We start from the raw sequence: 18684 nt of genomic DNA, 5'->3' as shown, positions 1-18684 counted from the left end.
GCATGGCAGAGAAAGCACAGAAACTGGAAGCGTACGTTTGGGAAGGGAAGGACCGAAAAGGTAATAGGTCCAAGGGGGAACTCACGGGCTCGAACCTTGCCCTGGTCAAAGCGCAGTTACGCAAGCAGGGCATCATTCCAGATAAAGTCAAGAAAAAGCCCAAGCCGCTTTTCGGTGGCAGCAAGAAGATTACCCCCTTCGACATTGCCATGCTGACTCGTCAGCTTGCGACCATGATGAAGGCGGGCGTACCTCTGGTGCAGAGCTTTGATATTGTTGCGGATGGTTTGGAGAACAAGGGGCTTCAGGAATTGGTTATGAGTATCCGAAATGATATCTCATCAGGCACAAGTTTTGCCGGCGCCCTACGCAAGCATCCCAAATACTTCGATGATCTCTATTGTAATTTGGTCGATTCCGGTGAGAAGGCGGGGGCACTTGAAGCGATGCTTGATCGCATTGCAACCTACCTTGAGAAAACTGAAACTCTCAAGAAAAAAGTAAAAAAAGCGATGACATATCCGATAGCAGTAATTGTTGTGGCTATCATCGTGACGGCAATTCTGCTTGTAAAAGTAGTTCCGCAGTTCGAGAGTTTATTCAAGGGCTTTGGAGCAGAGCTTCCCGTGTTTACTCAAATGGTAGTAAATCTGTCTGAATGGCTGCAAAGTTGGTGGTTCGTGGTTCTTTTAGGAATTGTAGGAACAATTTTCTTGTTCAAAGAAGGGAAGCGCCGCTCTCGGAAGTTTTCTGACTTTGTTGATAAATACACACTCAAACTTCCTGTAGTAGGCGAAATATTGGATAAGTCGGCCGTCGCAAAATTCGGTCGTGTTCTATCGACTACGTTCGCTGCTGGTGTTCCGCTGGTCGACGCCCTCGATTCTGTTGCCGGAGCTACCGGCAACGCTGTCTATCGAGATGCTATCGACCGCATCAAAAACGATGTATCCAGCGGTACTCAATTGCAGGCCTCAATGCGCCAACAAGACGTATTCCCCGTGATGGCGGTCCAGCTAACGGCAATAGGCGAAGAATCCGGTAACCTGGATGAAATGCTGGCAAAAGTTGCCGAGCACTATGAAGCTGTGGTCGACGACATGGTCGATAACCTCACAGCACTCATGGAGCCGATGATCATGGCGGTGCTGGGTGTGCTCGTAGGCGGCTTGATCATTGCCATGTATCTGCCAATCTTCCAGATGGGCCAGGTTGTTGGTTAAACAGCCTTCTCTTACGCCCCTCAGCATTAAGGCGGGGTCAGAAGAAAGTTTCTGCTGACCCCGAGTTCGCCCGCCTGATTCTCGGATAATTGATGATTACTCTGGACGCCTTTCTCGCCACTCCCTGGCTTCTTTTCCTCTCTGTCACGCTCGTTTCCCTCTGCATCGGCAGCTTCCTGAATGTTCTCATTCTCAGGCTGCCGAAAATGATGCATCAGGACTGGCGCTGCCAATGCGAGGAGTTTCTGGAGCTGCCGGAGAAGCAGCGCAAGCAGGAAGATAGGATTACGCTCTCCAAGCCAGCGTCCACCTGCCCTTCCTGCGACCATGGCATTCGCGCCTGGGAGAATATTCCCGTGGTCAGCTGGCTGGTCCTGCGGGGCAAATGCGCTTCCTGCAAAGCCCCCATCTCGCCCCGCTATCCGATTATTGAGGCCGTTACCGCGATTTTCTCGGTAGCGACCATTGTCGTGATCGGACCGAACGAGTCGGCGCTCTGGGCTCTGCTGCTGGTTTGGTCTTTGGTAGCCCTGACGGTTATTGATTTCGACACTCAGCTTCTGCCAGACAGTATTACCCTGCCCCTGATGTGGCTGGGTCTGGTGCTGAATTATTTCGGCGCATTGACGGACTTCAACAGTGCCTTTTGGGGGGCGGTAGCCGGTTATCTCTCGCTTTGGTCGGTTTATTGGCTGTTCAAGCTGGTCACCGGCAAGGAAGGCATGGGGCACGGGGACTTCAAGTTGCTGGCCGCGCTGGGCGCCTGGCTGGGATGGCAGTTGTTGCCGGCGGTGATTCTGCTTTCTTCGGTGGTTGGTGCGGTTGTCGGTATCAGTTTGATGGTGTTCAGGAAGCATGGGCGCGAGGTGCCAATTCCGTTTGGGCCTTACCTGGCGACGGCGGGGTTGATTTGTTTGTGGTTTGGCAGTGAGATTCAGGAGTTTTGGTTTGGGTTTTTGGGGGTCTAAGTAATTTGTCGGATTACGCTTCGCTAATCCGACCTACGCCGAACTTGTAAAACATAATTCTAATTCGGAGATTCAATGGCAGTAATCGGCCTTACCGGCGGGATAGGTTCCGGAAAATCCACTGTTGCTCGCTTATTCGGTGACCTTGGCGTGCACTGGGTGGATGCGGATGATGTTGCCCGGGAGGTGGTTGAGCCGGGGACGCCTGCGCTGGCAAGGATTGCGGAGCATTTCGGGCATGAGATTCTTACTTCTGACGGCACCCTGGATCGCGCCCGGCTTCGCGGAATAGTCTTTCAGGAGCCGGAAGAGCGTGTTTGGCTGGAGTCGCTGTTACATCCCATCATTCGTGAAGAATTGATTCGGCAATTGAACCCGGAAAATTACCAGCTTCCCTATGTGCTTCTGGTCTCCCCTCTCCTCCTGGAGACCGACCAGCATGAGCTGGTTGATCGCATTATTGTGATCGACGTACCCAAGGACGTTCAACTTGAACGCACCATGGCCCGGGATACCAATTCCCGGGAACAGGTGGAGCGGATTATTGCGGCTCAGATGTCGCGTGAGGATCGGCTGGCGCGGGCGGATGAGGTGGTTGATAATAACCGACCTCTGGATGATGTAATGCGTCAGGTGCGGGAGCTGCATGAAAGGTTGCTGGTGGACTTTGGCTGACTGTTTTTTCCGGTATCGTTTTGCAGGTCTTGCGGCTGCGCTTGCTCTAACCCTTTCTCCCCCAAGCCACAGTATCGAGCCGGTGTTTGAGGTTCGGGAGCGCTCTGTGGCTGAGATTCTGTCTCCGGCCGACCTCCCGATCGGCTTCTACACGTTCGAGCCGGACGAATACTGGGCCGATCCTCGGGACTCCTACTGGCTTAAATTCAGTAACTGGGTGCTCCGCCAGGAACGTCTTCATGGGCAGAAGATCCAGTCTGTTGGCCAATGGGCAGACCGCACGCTTTCTGGCAGCTCCCAGAGCCTGCCAAACAACGAGAGCTATCTCCGAGTCGGCTTTGCGACGGAATCCGAGTACGGGGATCCTGCACAGTTTGAACCAGAGGCGCGATTCCGGCTGGACATTCCCACCACCCGGCGCAAGCTGCGCCTGGTTATCGAAAGCGAAAGCGAAGACCTGATTCCGCTGGGCGAACGTCAACGGGACCGCCAGCTTACCGAGCCGGAACGTTCCGACACGCAAGCCACAGGTGCACTGCGCTATCTGACACAAATTGGCGACGCCATCAATTTCTCCAACGATGTGGGTGTGCGCCTGCGGCTTCCTCCAGACGCCTTCTGGCGGGCAACAGCGGAGAAACGCTGGCGCCTGGACGATAAGTGGATTCTGAACGCCCAGCAACGGTTCTATTATTTTCATCAGGACGGTTGGGGCGAGCGGACCTGGATTGGCGTTGGGCGCCCGGTGGGCAATGACTGGTATTTCCGCTCGTCTTCGGAACTGGAGTGGGTGCACAACAACAAGGAATTTGTTGCGGCTCAGATATTCAGCATGCGTAAGCGCATGAATAACCGCTTGATTGTAACGCCCCGGCTGGGCGTACTCGGGGAAAGCAAACCTTCCTGGCGCACCACATCAGCGTTCGGGGATCTCACGTTTCGCTACCGTCTACACAGCAACTGGCTCTATGCGGAGCTGATTCCAGCACTGGAATTCCCCCGGGAGGAGAGCTTTAAAGACCGTGCTTCTGTGGTGTTTCGGGTGGAAATGTTTTTCTCCGGCATCATTGAGGATGATCGTTTGTAATGCCAAGACACCCCTCGAAACCCGCGACCGAGGCCCTCACTCTCACGCCTATCGCCATTACCCGGTCCTGCTTCCAGGACAAATTCGGGGTGCCGCGCCAGCCGGGGCTGACCCGTCATGCCCGGGCCGACCTGATCATCCAGCCACCGTTTGACCGGGAGGACGCGTTCCGCGGGCTGGAAACCGCCAGCCACCTCTGGCTGACCTTTCAGTTTCACGAGGCGGTGCGGGCAGAATGGCGGCCAGTGGTTCGTCCTCCCCGCCTGGGCGGCAACCGTAAGATGGGTGTGTTTGCAAGCCGTTCACCGTTTCGCCCCAACAGTCTCGGCCTGTCAGTGGTTCGCAATGAAGGGCTGATTCGCAGAGACGGCGAGCTTATCCTGCGCATCAGCGACCATGACCTCATCGAGGGCACACCGATACTCGATATCAAACCCTACCTGCCCTTCGCCGATTCCGTTCCGGAAGCCACCCTGGGCTGGGCAGACTCCCCGCCCACGGAAAGACTGGAGGTGGTTTTTCTGCCTGAAGCAGAGGCCCAGATCAGTGGGCTTTCACCCGAAGATTACCCGGAACTGCGCCCACTGATTGAGGATGTGGTGGCCTACGATCCACGCCCATCCTTTCGTCGAGGGCGGGAGGAAGAACGCATTTACGGCGCGCATCTATACGATCTGAATGTGCGATTCCGATTCGTGAATGATCATTCACGGAAACGTGTCGAAGTGCTGACGGTCTGTTAAACTGCTTTTGGTGATTTTGTAGTCGACACAGGGAATATGTGCCTTGCCTTCAAAGCGGTTCTTCAAACGATTGGGAATACGACCATTGGCGGCAAGGTTGCTCGCCTACGTATTGCTGTTCAGCATTTTTCTGTCTCTGGTGGCAACGGGTGTTCAGCTGATTGGAGAATTCGAGCGACGCAAGAACGATCTTCTGAACGACCAGACTCGAGCCGCAGAGCTGGTCTCTGGCAGTATGAGCAACAACGTCTGGCTGATGAATTTCAGCGAGGTGGCCAACAGTCTGGATGATATGAAGGCGGTGCCCGCTGTCCAGTACGGGCGGGTGGTGACCAGCACCGGTGAAACCTTCAGTACCGGCACTTACCCCGAGGGTCGGGTAATCTCACAGACCTTTCCACTGGTTTTTGACCGCTCCAGCACCCGCACTCCAGAGAACGTGGGCACACTGACGATTACCTCTTCCATCGACCAGATATACACAGACCTGCGCAATCGGGCCCTGGTGAACCTGCTGTTCCAATCCATTGTGGTCATGCTGGGCACCCTGGGGCTGCTGGTGATCGTGCGTCTGACGCTGTCCCGGCACCTGGAATCCATGGCCGATTACGCCGCCCGGCTGAACCTGGACGCCTTGGTGGATCCACTGAAACTCAAACGCAAAGCCCGGAAAACGCCGGATGAGCTTTCAGAGCTGGAACAGGCTTTGAACAAGATGCGCCTTCAAATTCTGGAAGACACCCGCTCCCTGCGCCAGACCACGATCCAGTCCCAGGGCGAGCGGGACGAGGCGGTGCGGGCCAACCATGCCAAGAACCAGTTCCTGGCCAATGTCAGTCACGAGCTGCGCATTCCGCTGCAGTCTGTACTGGGCTACGCCAACCTGTTAACAGACACGCCCCTGGATCAGGAGCAGCGGGAATATGTTCAGACACTGCTGAGCGCCTCCGAGAGCCTCTCTGCCATCATCAATGATCTGCTGGACATCTCCAGCATGGAAGCCGGCAAGCTGGTGCTGGATGACATTCCATTTGATCTTCGGGAAACCCTCAATGATCTGGTGCACATGCTCGGTGCCCGTGCTCGGGAGAAAGGGTTAGCGCTGGAGCTTCGGATTGACGAGAACCTGCCCTGGGCACTGAAGGGCGACCCGGTTCGAATTCGCCAGATCCTGCTGAACCTTACCTCCAACGCCATCAAGTTTACCGATTCCGGCCATGTGCTGATCAGTATCGAGGTGCTGGGCCGCCGGGACGACAGGGCACGTATCCGCATTGCCGTGGAAGATACCGGCGTGGGTATCAACCCGGAGGATGTTCCCCTGGTTTACGAGCCCTACGTACAGCTTGGCCAGCAGTTCCAGCGCCAGTTACCCGGGGCCGGCCTGGGCCTGACCATCTGCCGCCAATTGGTGGGCCTGATGGACGGCTCCATGGACCTGGAAAGCCGCCCCGGTGAGGGCTCGACCTTCTGGATCGAACTCACCCTGCCGGTGGCCCCGGAGAACGCAGCCCGGGTAAGGCCGGATACCCGAATGGTGAAAAACCGCCGGATTCTGGTGGTGGATTCCTACGAGCTGTCCCGCAAGATCACCCTGGAAATGCTGTCCCGCCACGAGGTACACATTGAAGCGGTGAAATCCGCCGGCGAGGCGCTGACGTCCCTGCGCACCGCGTTTGATGGTCAGCAGCCCTTCGACGCTATCATTCTGGATGGCTTTGTGCCGGATATGGACAGCGACCTGCTGTGCCGGCAGATCCGCAGCAATCCGCTGTGGTCGGATATGCGCCTGCTGATTCTTTCATCCAACCCTCAACGGGGCGATGCCGAACACTTCCGTCAGGCTGGCGCCGACGCTTTCCTCAGTAAATCGCTACGGGAATCCTGCCTGACCCCGATTCTTAACCAGTTGTTTGCCGATGCCGCCAAACAGGAACGACGTTTCCTTACCCGGTTTTCCCTGCAGGCAGTCACCGACACCGCCCGGCGCCGCGAGCTGCCCTGTGGCCGCATGAAAGTGTTGCTGGTGGAAGACAACCCGGTTAACCGTACCCTGACCCGTCGGCTGCTCGAGAAACTCGGTTGCGACGTGATGACCGCCAATGACGGCGAGGCTGCTGCCAGCCTATGGCAGTGGCATCCCTTCGACCTGGTGTTCATGGATTGCGTGATGCCCCGCGTGGATGGTTTTGAAGCCACCCGACGCCTCCGTGAATGGGAGAAAACCCACAACCGGGCCCACATACCCGTGGTCGCCCTGACCGCCAGTGCCATGGAAGAAGACGAAGAACGCTGCCGCCGGAGCGGTATGGATTCTTTTGTTGCCAAGCCTGTCAATATTGAAATGTTGCGGGCAGTGCTGGAACAATACTGTCAGGCGTCTGCTGCCTCCTGAAAGCTGTTTTCTTAAATCGGGGCACAGACATCCAGACACGTTTCCAATACCCGAAGGCAACCATGAACGTTGAATGCCCAACCTGTAAAAAGTCCGTGGAATGGACCGAGACCAACCCCTGGCGCCCCTTCTGTTCCGAGCGCTGCAAACTGATTGATCTGGGGGCCTGGGCCAACGAGGAATACCGGGTACCGGCAGAGAACGCATCACCGGAGGATCTGGACCAGGGCGGCGAGACCACCCGGCACTGATCTGCGAAAACCGAAAGTTAACGGGTACTTACTGGCATTTAAGTTGAGTGGTCCCGAACACCCCGTTAACATACCGCCAATCCTGCTAATCACGTAACGAAGGTGCACACATATGAAAGCGTCCCGGATTTCCCTGATGGTTCTCTCACTGGCTGCCGCGCCTGCCTTTGCAGGGGATGTCGACCTCAGCCTCACCAATGATTCGGTGAAAGGCCAGGTGAATTTCTTCGATACAAACAATGACGTCCAGCTTGGCACTGGTTACACCTATCACGAGGGTGGCCGCGACATCTTCAACGCGGATTTCCACGCCCAGGGCCGCACCGCTATCGGTAACCTGCCCACCACCGCCGGCATCGGTATGCGCGGTATCTTCTGGGATCAGAACCGCGCAGATGGCGGAGCTCTGGGTCTCGGCGGTTTCGCGACCGTGAACATCCCGAATGTTCCCGGCCTGTCGTTCACAGGCGGCCTGCATTACGCGCCCAGCATTCTCTCATTCGGCGATTCCGATGACATGACCAGCCTGGAGCTGCGGGGCAGCTATCGCGTGATCCGCAACGCTGAGCTCTTCGCCGGCTATCGTTACCTGAACACCGATATCGAGAACTCCTCGCGAGACGTCAACCTCGATGAAGGCATTATGGCGGGCATGAAGATTTTCTTCTGATTGCTGCTTTTTCCGGAACGGGCTCCCTCCTGGCGGAGCCCGTTCCGCACCCCTTCCATAACTCTTTCGTGCTTTCCCTCACGCTTTACCGAGAATCCGACTGTTAGACTGTTTGCCTGTTTTTTCTGCACGGATAGCCAGGCATGCGATTTACTCTCGGTTTACTGCTCTCTTCGACTCTGCTGCTCACCGCGGGATGCGGAAGCGGCGAAGATGCCATTGAGGGGGCAGCCAGTGAGCCCAATGACTTCGCCGGTAACAAAAACCCCGTTGACGATTTCAGCTCCGGCAGCACGGGCGATTCCACCAACGCCGGCGGCCTTGCCAGCAACGAAGTTCGGGTAACCATGGAGGTACCGGGTGGCGTCACCAGCGAGGGCGAGCCTACCCGGCGAAACCTGAGAATCGTAAAGCCGGACAGGGTGAGCGTTTACTACACGAATCAGGCCCTGTCGGTGCTGGGTGAACCCGCGGTTTCCACCCGAACCGACAGTGACGGCTTCACCATCATCGAATTCACCAACGGCCTGCCCCTGGGGCCGGATGTAATTATCGATGCCAGTTACGGCAATACTCGTATGCGCGCCCTGGCCGCCGATGCCGACCGGGATGTAAAGGTGAATCCTTTCTCCGAGTACCTGGTGCGCAATACCCTCAGCCGCTACACGGCTGGTGAGTTCCAGACCATTATGGATTGCGTTGCCGATGAGGGTGGTGAGCTGTGCCTGAACAAGTATGTATGGTCTACCCTGGCCGATCAGGTGCACGACTTTGAAATTGATATTCCCTCCAATGTTGGTCTGAGCGGTGCAATGGATGTGCTGGAGAATCGGGGAGACTTTGCCCGTTACGTGAGCGCCATGGCCGGCTATGCCGTGCTGGGTGAGGCTTCCTCGGGCAAAATCAGCGCCAGTTCCGCAGACTACAATTCGGTGTTCCTGGGCATTGAGCTGGGGCAGACGTTTCTGGAGCCTTCCGTCAGCGGATCGGGACAATGGGGTGTGCGTACCGCACAGGAGGAGGTGCTGACGGATGAGAACGGCACCGGTTACGTTTACCCAGCCCTCACGCTCACGAGTTTCGATGCATTCAATATTCGCGTCACCTCGCTTGCCAATGACATTCCCTATGACCGGGAAACGTTGATCCATCAGAGAGGCAATGACTTCTTTGTGCGCGGCTCAGAGCAATGGGAGCGGAACACCCACTCCTCATCACCCGGTGCAGCCACCCTGCTGGAAGATACTCGTCTGATGGCCGGTCGGGCGCTGTTCCAGAGCATTACCGGCCGGGGCAGCTCCAAGATCATTGGTTGGACTCGCAATCCCTACTACCTGGATGCCTTCACCAGCGCTCCCGTGGATGAGACAACCGGCCCAGACCGGGTTATCAGCGGCTATTTCAGTGCTGGCAAGGCGATCGGACTGGAGGCTGATGGTGATCAGTTGAGGCGGCTGGGTACTCTGGAAGATCACTATCTGTCGGTTCTTGAAGTCAACCTGCTCCGAAAGGAAGGCTTCGACGCCGACACCCTGAATGGCCGCGCATACAACGTGGTTTATCTGGGAACCCGGTTCAGCGATGAGACAACGCCCCTGGCCATTGAAACAGGCATTGGCCAGTGGCAGATCAGTGGCGGCACTGTCAGCCAATCCCAGAGCTTTACAACGGTAGAGCGCGGTAACTCGGGCACTGTCACCACTGACCCCACCGGCACCCGAACAGAATCCTGGACCCTGAGCAACCGAACCTCACGGCTCAGCAAGGGCGATGTGGATATCGGCCGATTGAATCTGGACATCTCCACCGCCTCCGGTGATTTCCGGGAGCCGGATATCGGAGTCGGTGCCAGCGCCCCCGATGGCAGCCTGATGGCGTTCAATCTGGACGACAGCCCCCTCGGTGACGGCATTTTGATCGCGGCCGAGCAAACCGCCAACGGCGCACCAGCCATGGGTCAGTTCCGGCTTCAGGGCGTCGCCCTTGCCCTGACAACGGACACCAACCGGCTCCGGCATTTTGACAATGCACTGCTGACCATCGATTCCACCAGCGCCGCGACACTCTCGCCGGTCTCGTTGACCAGCACCCATTCCGTCGACAACGAGTCGGTGACAAAACCCGCTCTTGACAGCCTTCCAGACATTGCCCTGACTTACAGTCAGTCCGGCGACGGTCAGGTGCAGTTCACTGCCGGAAACCTCGTACTCGAAGGCTTTCACACCGCCAGCCAGGACCAGTTCTACCTGCGTTTCCGAACCTCGGAGGGCAACGAGGAACAGATTGGCCTGGTGATTGCGACCCGCTTGCCCTGACCGCAGAAACAGCCAACGAAACCCAACAGGCAGACGCTCTCGTATAACCTGTTATAATCATTGGTATATCGATTTAAACGAGAGGTTTTATGTGTGCGGGTAAACGGGCGATCATGCTGATGGTTCCCTTGATCGCGTTTGCGATCGGGGGTGGCTTCTATATGCCACAGGCGAACGTTGACCGGGGCAATTCTGATAACTCGGGTTCCGAGCCTGCGCTGTCCTCCCTGCCTCCTCTGCCACGTTGGGCCAATGACGACCTCCCGGATTTCTCACAGTACCGGGACACCACCGAGAAAAAGGCCGCATTCTTTTCGTTTCTCTACCCAAGGATTGTTCTGGCCAATTCCCGGATTCTGATCGAACGGAATTACCTGGATAGCCTCGCCGACAAGGGAACCCTCACCAGCAAGGAGTACAACTGGCTGGCTCAGCAATCCGAACGGTTAAGGGTAGATGCCGAGCCCGGCAGCGACGAGCAATTTGCCCTGCTGCGCAAGCGCCTGGACGTGATTCCCCCGTCCCTGATCCTGGCCCAGGCCGCCAACGAATCTGCCTGGGGCACCTCGCGGTTTGCCACCAAGGGCAACAACCTGTTCGGGCAGTGGTGTTTTTCCAAAGGCTGCGGTCTGGTTCCCCTTAGTCGTGCCGAAGGCGCGAGCCATGAAGTGGCGAAGTTCTCTTCACCCTACCGGTCGGTTCGGGCCTACATCCAGAACCTGAATCGCCACCCCACCTACCAGCTGTTGCGGGATGTTCGGCTTAAAGACCGCCGCAACAATGCCCCCCTGTCGGGCCTGGAGCTCGCCGAAGGCCTGCTCGGCTATTCCGAACGGGGCGAAGACTATATAGAAGAGATCCGGGCAATGATTCATTACAACAACCTGGAATTCTATGATGACGATTTCCGTAGCGTGGTTCGCAACCTTGAACCTGGCAGCCTGGAGCAACTGGCCTCCACAGAAGCGGAAACCGGGTTGTTACCCCGCCAATCATCCCTGAACAACAACCCGGCTGAAGGTTAGAGACCCTACCCCATGCTCGATTTTCTCCCCGCGCCGCTAAAGGGGACTTTGGCGGCCCTGCTTATCCTGTGTAACACATTTGTGCTGTTTCCGGTTCTTCTGGTATTCGCCCTGCTTAAACTGGTGCTGCCGATTACCGCCGTTCGCAAGGGCTGCACGGTGATTCTGAACAACATCGCGTGGGTCTGGATCGGTTTCAACAACCTGCTGATGGATCTTCTGCACAAGGTCCACTGGGATGTGCGGGGCGTAGAGAATCTCAGCCGGGAGCACTGGTATTTTGTCACCTGCAACCACCAAAGCTGGGCCGACATTCCGGCCATTCAGTATGTGCTCAACAGCCGGATTCCACTGCTGAAGTTCTTCCTGAAGAAGCAGCTGATCTGGGTGCCGTTTCTGGGGATTGCCTGGTGGGCGCTGGACTTTCCTTTTATGCACCGCCATACCAAGGAACAGATCGCCAAACGCCCTGAGCTGAAGGGAAAGGATGTGGCCGCCACCCAGGCCGCCTGCGAGAAGTTCCGCTACACTCCGGTGACGATTTTCAACTTTATGGAAGGCACCCGGTTTACACCAGAGAAGCATGACCGGCAGAATTCGCCGTACAGGCACCTTTTAAAACCAAGAGCCGGTGGTACCGCGTCTGTGCTCGGCGCTATGGGTGAGATGATCCATACCATGTTGGATGTCACCATCGTGTATCCGGACGGCCGCGCCGGCTTCTGGGATTACCTGTGCGGGCGGATCCGCAGGATTATTATTGAGGTGCGGACGCGGGAAATTCCCGGCGAGTTTCTGGGGATGGATTACGAAAACAACCGGGAAACCCGAGTCGCGTTTCAGCGCTGGGTGAGTGAGATCTGGGCCGAGAAGGATGGGAGAATTGAGGAGTTGAAGACCGAGGGAAAAGCTGAAATTGGGGTCTGACCCCCTTGGGGTCAGACCCCGTCTTCAGAGCAAACCGAGTTCTCTGGCGCGCACAATAGCCTGAGTCCGGGATTTTACTTCCAGTTTGGCATTGATTCGGCGGGCGTGGGTTTTCACCGTGTGCAGGGAAATGTGCAGTTTGTCGGCAATTTCCTGGTTCGACAGCCCTTTGGCGATCAATTCAAGCACGCCCTGCTCCCGCTCACTAATGGGTTCGGCCAGGGCATCTACAACACCTGCCACCTCCTGCAGCTCGAACAGCTCACCCAGCGCCTCTTTGAACGCACTTTCAGGAAGCTGACCAAAGCCTTTCACCATCAAAACCTGGAGTTCGCTCCGAAGCTCCCTGAAGGGGCTGATAAAGTGCTCCTCGGACGCTTCAGCAACAACCGTGGACAAAATCTTCTGGGCAACCACCGGCCCCTTTTCATCCAGAACGATCACTGCCTCCAGCAAGCGCATATGCATTTCGACGCCCCAGGGAATAGCACCCTCATAGCGCTCGCGGATGCCCTGGAGTGTTTCTCGCGCCTTTATCAGGTCACCACGGGCCAGATCAACCCGTACCTGAAGGCAATCCAGCAGGCCCGGCATCATGGGGAAGAGCTCCGGTACACAGCCGGCTTCCCGATAGGGGGCCAGCTTCCGGACCGCCTGATCGGCACTATCGATCTGGTTCTGGGATAGCCAGCAATTGGCTTTCAGGGCCTCAAGAACGGGCACGAACAGTGATTCGTCGACTTGCCACGAGTGCATGGTGCGTTCCGCCCGGCCAATCCAGACAAAGGCATCCTCGAGCCGGCCCTGGGCGCGGCACATCAGTACGCGGATCGTCATCGCAAGCAACAGCCCCAGATCCCGGGTCTGTTCGGCATGGCGCCCGCAAGTAACCAGCAAGCGGTCTGCCTCTGCTTCCCTGCCCTGATGCCAGAGCACCAGCACCAGGTTCAACTGAAGCCGGGTTTCACCGATTCGGGCGGGACGGGAGAGTTCCTGCATCGCGGTATCCAGACCGGTACGTAACAGCTGCTCTGCGTGTTTGAGGGCGCCCTTGCCAAGCTCAATCCGGGCATGGGCGTAGACCGCCAGGGCTTCTGAACCGGAATCGCCAGCTTCCCTGGCAAGTCTCGACGCAGCCCGATTGGCTTCCCGCGCTTCCGGGAACCGACCCGCTGCGCACAGGGCACTGGAGCGTACCATCTGGGTAACCAACTGCCCCTGCGTACTGAGCTCGCCCTCGCCCAGGGCCCGGTCTGCCATTTCCAGGGCCGGGCCAACGCTGCCCTCACCCCGCAAAATAAAGGCTTTCAGAGCACAGATACGTGCAGCCTGTTCTTTCTGGTCAGGCTCGGCCAGACCGTCAATCAGGGCTCGCGCGTGACGAAATTGGCCCCCGATCGCATGAACCCAGCTATAGACAATCCTGAGCCGCACGCTCCGCTCCAGTAGCTGTGCCGGCAAGCTCTTGCGAAGACGAAGAAGTGAAGCGGTATCCTGCCCCAGCAACAGGGCCTCTGACCCTTCAGAGGCAATGCGGATAACCTCCTCGGCATCGCCAGCCAGCAGCGCGTACTTGAGCGCTTCCGGGAATTGGTCACGCACGCCAAACCACCGACTCGCCTGCAGCATTCGCTCCGAATAACCAGCCATTACCGGCGACTTCAGCCATTCCTGCAACAAGGGATTAATGCGGTACCAGCGCCCACGACCCGGCATGGGCTTCAGCGGCAGCCCCCGATCAACAGTCTGGGAGGGAACGAAACCGGTTTCTGGCAAGAGGGGCTCAAGCGCCAGGAACAGTTCATCGGAACACAGCTCTAGTTCGGCAATGCCGCGCATGGAGCGTATCTGACCCGGTGTCAGGTTGCCAAGAACCGATTCCTTCAGGAACCGCTCAACGCTTGGTGTTTCCTGAATCGGTTTTCGCTCAATATTCTGGAGAACCTCTCGGCGATACAGCGCTAACGGCGTCGCCCAGCCCTCAGTCATATAATACAGATTGTCGACAGCAACACTGGTGAGTTCGCTGTTCGCCGTGGCGGACCGGAAAAACTCGAAGGTTTCTGAACGAGAGAACTCAAGCGCTTCGGACCCCAGGCGTGTAAACCGGTTTTCCAGCTCGAGGCTATGTGTTTCGAAAGGCAGTGCCTTTCGCGAAATCAGAACAATGGATGAACCGGACGGAAAATCCACTACCAGTTGCTGAAGCAGATCTACAACGGCAGGGTTGCTGAGATTCTGGAGGTTATCCAGCACCAGAACCCGTGGCTGACCTGAATTTTTGCGGGCCAGCGCTACCTGCATCATCGAAAGGGTATCCGCGAAGGTCGCGCCACTCTGCAAACCCTGCTCAGGGGTTTCGGGCAGATCCAGGGCGATGGCAAGCAACGTCAGAAAACGGGAGGGCGCATTGTCCTGGGAGTTCAGTGCAACCCAGCGAACCTGATCAGCGTCCAGTTCTGCGCTGCCCAGAGCATTGACTATGGCATGGGATTTTCCGTAGCCACAGGGCGCCTCTATAAAAAGAACGCTTCTGGAAGTCAGAGCTTCAGAAATTTTGCCATCGAGCCTGGGCCGGGCCAGTGAGTCAGACGGAACCGGGGGGATTTGAACCCGCTGCCTGAGCAGGTCCCTGACCAGCTCACCTCGCTGAAGACCACTATTCGCCGACTGAAATTCATCGTTGGCTGCACAGCCATCATTGAATGGTTTCACGCACTGCCCCATTTAACTCCGGCCTGAGCTGCCTTGCACCGCCGGAAAAGTGGATCTTGCACTGACTTTTGAGTGGCGACCGTCAATGGGTACGCCTTTAGTATGACAGGAAGGTTAAACCAATTGAGGGGTGGGCTGCAAAATTTTGACGTGAAAGGATTTTCTCAGGTGTAAAAAAAACGGCGGGCCCGAAGGCCCGCCGTTTTCAGGTCTGCAGATCAGCGCTTACCGGGTACCGGCACGGCGCAGAGCAGAAGGCGTGTAATCCCTTGAGCGACGCTCAACGCCAAACTCATACGGGTTTTCTTCTTCGTTGGTCAGGCCAAGCGCAAGGTAGCGGCCAGACAGCAAGTCATACAGAGTTTCGATGGCGTACCAAGGTACGTTCTGATCGTAGAACTGCATGAAGTGGGCTTCAGCAACCCGCCAGAGCTCACCGCGACCATCATAGTGGTCAATGACGGCTGCCTGCCAGGAGTCCTCATCAATGTAGAAGTCACGCTGGGCATAGATGTGGCGGGAGCCTTCTTTCAGGGTTGCCCGAACATGCCATACGCGATGCAGTTCATAACGGGTGTACTCCTGATTGATATGGCCAGCCTGGATGATCTGATCATAGCTCAGGTTACGATCGCCCAGCTTGTAAGAGTTGTACGGGATGTACATCTCCTTCTTGCCGACCAATTCCCAGTTGTAACGATCCGGAGCACCGTTGAACATGTCGAAGTTGTCAGACGTGCGCATGCCATCCGACGCGGTACCCGGTCCGTCATAAGCAACCTGGGGAGCACGGCGCACACGACGCTGACCGGCGTTGTAAACCCACGCACGACGGGGCTCTGCTACCTGATCAATGGTTTCGTGAACCAGCAGTACGTTACCCGCCAGACGTGCCGGTGCGGTAATGGCCTGCTTGAAGTAAAACAGAACGTTCCCGTCTTCTCCTGGGTCGTAATCAGCGAGATAGGTCCGCCAGGTGAGCTCATCCTGGAACTTCACCACCGAGAAATCGCCACCTTCGGTCGGGGTTACCTGTCCCACTGTCCGTTGGACTGAACCACCCCGATATCGGGTGATGTGATTCCAGATCGCTTCAAGACCGTTCTGAGGGATCGGGAACGGAGTGGCAGATTGATAGTTACCCAGCCCGTTGCCATCTTTGATCAACTCAACCGAGGTTGCGTTCTCAACGGTCTTATCCATGACCTCTTTGGGGTAGGCGGCAGTACGATGGGTTTCGTACACCGGCATGAAGTAGTCATCGTAGCGCTCAATCATAGCAACCTGTCCAGGGGACAGATTGTCTTTGTACTGCTCGACGTTACTCTGATCGATGGTGAACTGGGGCTGCTCATCCGCGAACGGATTCACATAGATGCCATCGCCTTCATAACCGGCCGGCGGAGTCGTCAGACCGCCGGTCCAGGCCGGAATCGCACCACCGTTACCGGCTTTTTCTGCACCCATCGGTGTCAGTGTATCACCCAGTTTGGCCGCTTCTTCAGCAGAAACCGCACCCCAGGCCTGGCCGGCAAACATGCTCGCTGCCAGAACGCCTGTGGCCAGTAGTTTCTTGTTTAGTTTCATTTAAATTCCCTCGTTCAACGAATTCTTTCCGGGTTCAGAATGAGTATGAAACGCTAGCACTCACGAAATCGCGGTCAGTCAACTCGTTATACGGCTTGCCGCCGAAAAAGTTTGTGTAACCGATGTTGCCGGTAATCTTGTTCTGGTAAACCGCTTCCAGAGACAGACCGATGGCCTTGCTTCCCTCGTTGAAAGCGCCGCCAGGTTGCGGGCTGTAACCCTGCACGTCGTGGCTCCAGGCCAGCTGCGGTGACAGGTTAACACCGGCCAGCGCGTTCGGGTAATCCCAAACGAGGCGTGCACGATAACCCCAGGAGAAGTCGGTTGTGTAGCCATCGTTAGTACAATAACTGGCATTCAGATTAAGTTTTTGGCCAGTTGCCCCAGTGCCTGCACAGGCACCACCAGGAAGCTCACCGATCCCGAATGTACCTGAGCGGCCGTATCGTGCCTCGTCCGTATCCGGAAAGTCGTGGATATAAGTGGCACCAAATTCACTGATGAAAGAGAGCCGTGAAGCACCCATTACCTGATCGAAGAACTTGATCAAAGTGAACTGGGCCTGGGATACGTTGAATCGGTCATAGCCATCAACTTCGCTTCCGCGAAGGTCTACGCCAGGATTCTCAGCCTCACGCTGCTGCTGGAGCAGACTAGCTGGATCACCAGTCTCGTCGTTAATCTGTTGAATGCCTCCATAGATCAATTCAAAGGCGTTCCACTGCAGCGGCACTCCGTCCCGATAGCTGTATTCAGCACCGAGCGACCAACCTCCAGGGGTTGTGGTGTTGATACTCACACCGTATAGATCGATGTTTTCCGGGTACTCAATGAAGTAGCTCGGGAAACGCTCGCCCTCCCGGTCATCTCGAACCGTACCGCTAACGTATGGAAGGCGACTATTGTATTTGATGAAATAAAACCCAATCTCAGAGTCATTGAGTTGCGGGACATACCAACGCATGGCCACACCAAACTGATCTTTGGAATCGGCTTCACGATCCCCTAGCCGAGGAGCTATAAATTCGCGGTCATAGGCAACTTGATCAGGGAACTGGCCCGCCAGCAAAACTGGTCCACAACCGTCCGGCGCGAAGTCGTTTGTCGAGAAGAAGGTTCCACAATCGTCTGGCCGGATCGGTTCCCAATCCGCCTGAACAAAGGTTTCCAGGGTAATATTCTCAGTCACACCCGCCGACATGTAGAACATCTCAACCGGCAGAAGTGCGTCTTTTAATTCCGAACCAGGAGCCCGAAAGGCAGGGACATCAACTGGGTTAATGACATTGATACCGCCCGGAATAAAAGTACTTTCCCCCCAACTTACCACTTGCTTGCCGTAACGAAGGCTGACGGGAACATTGCCGAAGTACCAATCGGAGAATACGTAAGCATCAAGAAGTTCGCCTCCTGACGCATTGCCTGAGGCCTCTTCATTCAACTCAACATGCTCACGACTTTCGTCCTTCAGCTCAAAGTCATACCAATAGCGACCTCGGACGAGAGCTCCAACCCGCGTCAGGTAAGGGTTATCGACATAATAATTGAGATATAGCTCACTGTTACCCTTGACGATCTTTGAGTAGGTATCGCCCTTATCGAAATTGAGGTTGCCGTCATCATAGTTGTTGGTGGATGACCCAACAGTCGTGTTAACAAATTCGGGGCCCAGATTGCCCTGAGCGATCAAGCGGCTGTCCCGATCTTCTACCCGCCAACCCACACCTGCGGACAGCGTGGTGTTGAACTGGGCTTCCACATCACCCACATAGAACGAATAGGCGGTTGCCTGACCGGATACGCCGGCGGCAACTGCCACGGCCAGCGGTAATTTGGTCCAACGCTGCCATTGATGTGTTTTTCTTGTCATTGGAAGGCTACTCCATTGTTGTTCTGAGTCGCTGCTCTGATTATTGGTGTTCACGATGTATTGGAGGCTTCAAGCACAGTGCTCGTGATGTTGGCACTATAGCTAACGCCTTCAGGCGCTTTGATCAGTCAAAAGTATGATTTTGCTATCATCCCTCTGTTAACGCCGTTTGCCGCCGGGTTTCTTCGCACAGAATCACTATAGACAACAAATTTGGATGCAACCACTTTGGT

At 56.3% G+C, this 18684-nt stretch carries 14 protein-coding genes; 11 read left to right on the top strand and 3 right to left on the bottom strand.

Going from position 1 to position 18684, the window contains the following annotated elements:
- The first annotated feature begins 2 nt into the window (after positions 1–2).
- The 11 genes from CFT65_RS08695 to CFT65_RS08645 all read left to right on the top strand — a co-directional run bounded on the left by CFT65_RS08695 (position 3) and on the right by CFT65_RS08645 (position 12279).
- Positions 3–1223: a type II secretion system F family protein gene (locus tag CFT65_RS08695; protein WP_088827654.1), complete on the top strand. Its 1221-nt coding sequence runs from the start codon at positions 3–5 to the stop codon at positions 1221–1223.
- Positions 1224–1315: 92 nt separating this feature from the next.
- Positions 1316–2191, top strand: coding sequence for a prepilin peptidase (locus tag CFT65_RS08690; protein WP_088827653.1), 876 nt, complete (start codon positions 1316–1318; stop codon positions 2189–2191).
- A 75-nt stretch (positions 2192–2266) separates the two neighbouring features.
- Positions 2267–2866 (top strand): dephospho-CoA kinase, encoded by a 600-nt coding sequence (coaE, locus tag CFT65_RS08685; RefSeq protein ID WP_088827652.1) that lies wholly within the window; start codon positions 2267–2269, stop codon positions 2864–2866.
- A complete protein-coding gene (locus CFT65_RS08680; protein WP_088827651.1) occupies positions 2859–3953 on the top strand; it encodes a hypothetical protein in 1095 nt (364 codons plus the stop codon). Before coaE ends, CFT65_RS08680 begins: the two co-directional genes overlap by 8 nt.
- Entirely contained in the window at positions 3953–4696 is a 744-nt protein-coding gene (gene tsaA, locus CFT65_RS08675; protein WP_088827650.1) for a tRNA (N6-threonylcarbamoyladenosine(37)-N6)-methyltransferase TrmO, read from the top strand. Before CFT65_RS08680 ends, tsaA begins: the two co-directional genes overlap by 1 nt.
- A gap of 43 nt (positions 4697–4739) precedes the next feature.
- Complete coding sequence (locus tag CFT65_RS08670; protein WP_088827649.1) at positions 4740–7091, top strand: response regulator; 2352 nt, start codon at positions 4740–4742, stop codon at positions 7089–7091.
- A gap of 62 nt (positions 7092–7153) precedes the next feature.
- The gene (gene yacG / locus CFT65_RS08665) at positions 7154–7342 is read left to right on the top strand and encodes a DNA gyrase inhibitor YacG (RefSeq protein ID WP_008170214.1); all 189 of its coding nucleotides are present in this window, start codon (positions 7154–7156) and stop codon (positions 7340–7342) included.
- Positions 7343–7454: 112 nt separating this feature from the next.
- Positions 7455–8012: a YfaZ family outer membrane protein gene (locus CFT65_RS08660; protein ID WP_088827648.1), complete on the top strand. Its 558-nt coding sequence runs from the start codon at positions 7455–7457 to the stop codon at positions 8010–8012.
- Positions 8013–8155: 143 nt separating this feature from the next.
- Positions 8156–10327 (top strand): hypothetical protein, encoded by a 2172-nt coding sequence (locus CFT65_RS08655; protein ID WP_088827647.1) that lies wholly within the window; start codon positions 8156–8158, stop codon positions 10325–10327.
- Between the two features lie 89 nt (positions 10328–10416).
- Positions 10417–11352 (top strand): glucosaminidase domain-containing protein, encoded by a 936-nt coding sequence (locus CFT65_RS08650; RefSeq protein ID WP_088827646.1) that lies wholly within the window; start codon positions 10417–10419, stop codon positions 11350–11352.
- 12 nt (positions 11353–11364) lie between these two features.
- Positions 11365–12279: an acyltransferase gene (locus CFT65_RS08645; protein ID WP_088827645.1), complete on the top strand. Its 915-nt coding sequence runs from the start codon at positions 11365–11367 to the stop codon at positions 12277–12279.
- Between the two features lie 24 nt (positions 12280–12303).
- Here the strand turns inward: CFT65_RS08645 and CFT65_RS08640 are convergent, their stop codons facing one another.
- From CFT65_RS08640 to CFT65_RS08630, 3 genes are all read right to left on the bottom strand, one after another.
- Positions 12304–15006, bottom strand: a complete 2703-nt coding sequence (locus CFT65_RS08640) for a LuxR C-terminal-related transcriptional regulator (RefSeq protein ID WP_088827644.1) — start codon at positions 15004–15006, stop codon at positions 12304–12306.
- Between the two features lie 213 nt (positions 15007–15219).
- A complete protein-coding gene (locus CFT65_RS08635; protein ID WP_088827643.1) occupies positions 15220–16581 on the bottom strand; it encodes a DUF1329 domain-containing protein in 1362 nt (453 codons plus the stop codon).
- 34 nt (positions 16582–16615) lie between these two features.
- Complete coding sequence (locus tag CFT65_RS08630; protein WP_088827642.1) at positions 16616–18451, bottom strand: DUF1302 domain-containing protein; 1836 nt, start codon at positions 18449–18451, stop codon at positions 16616–16618.
- Positions 18452–18684 lie beyond the last annotated feature (233 nt).

Origin of the sequence: Marinobacter sp. es.048 (genome assembly GCF_900188435.1) — a bacterium.
GTDB lineage: Bacteria > Pseudomonadota > Gammaproteobacteria > Pseudomonadales > Oleiphilaceae > Marinobacter.
The sequence above is the reverse complement of the archived record's forward strand: the minus strand, read 5'-3'. Positions and strand labels throughout refer to the sequence as shown.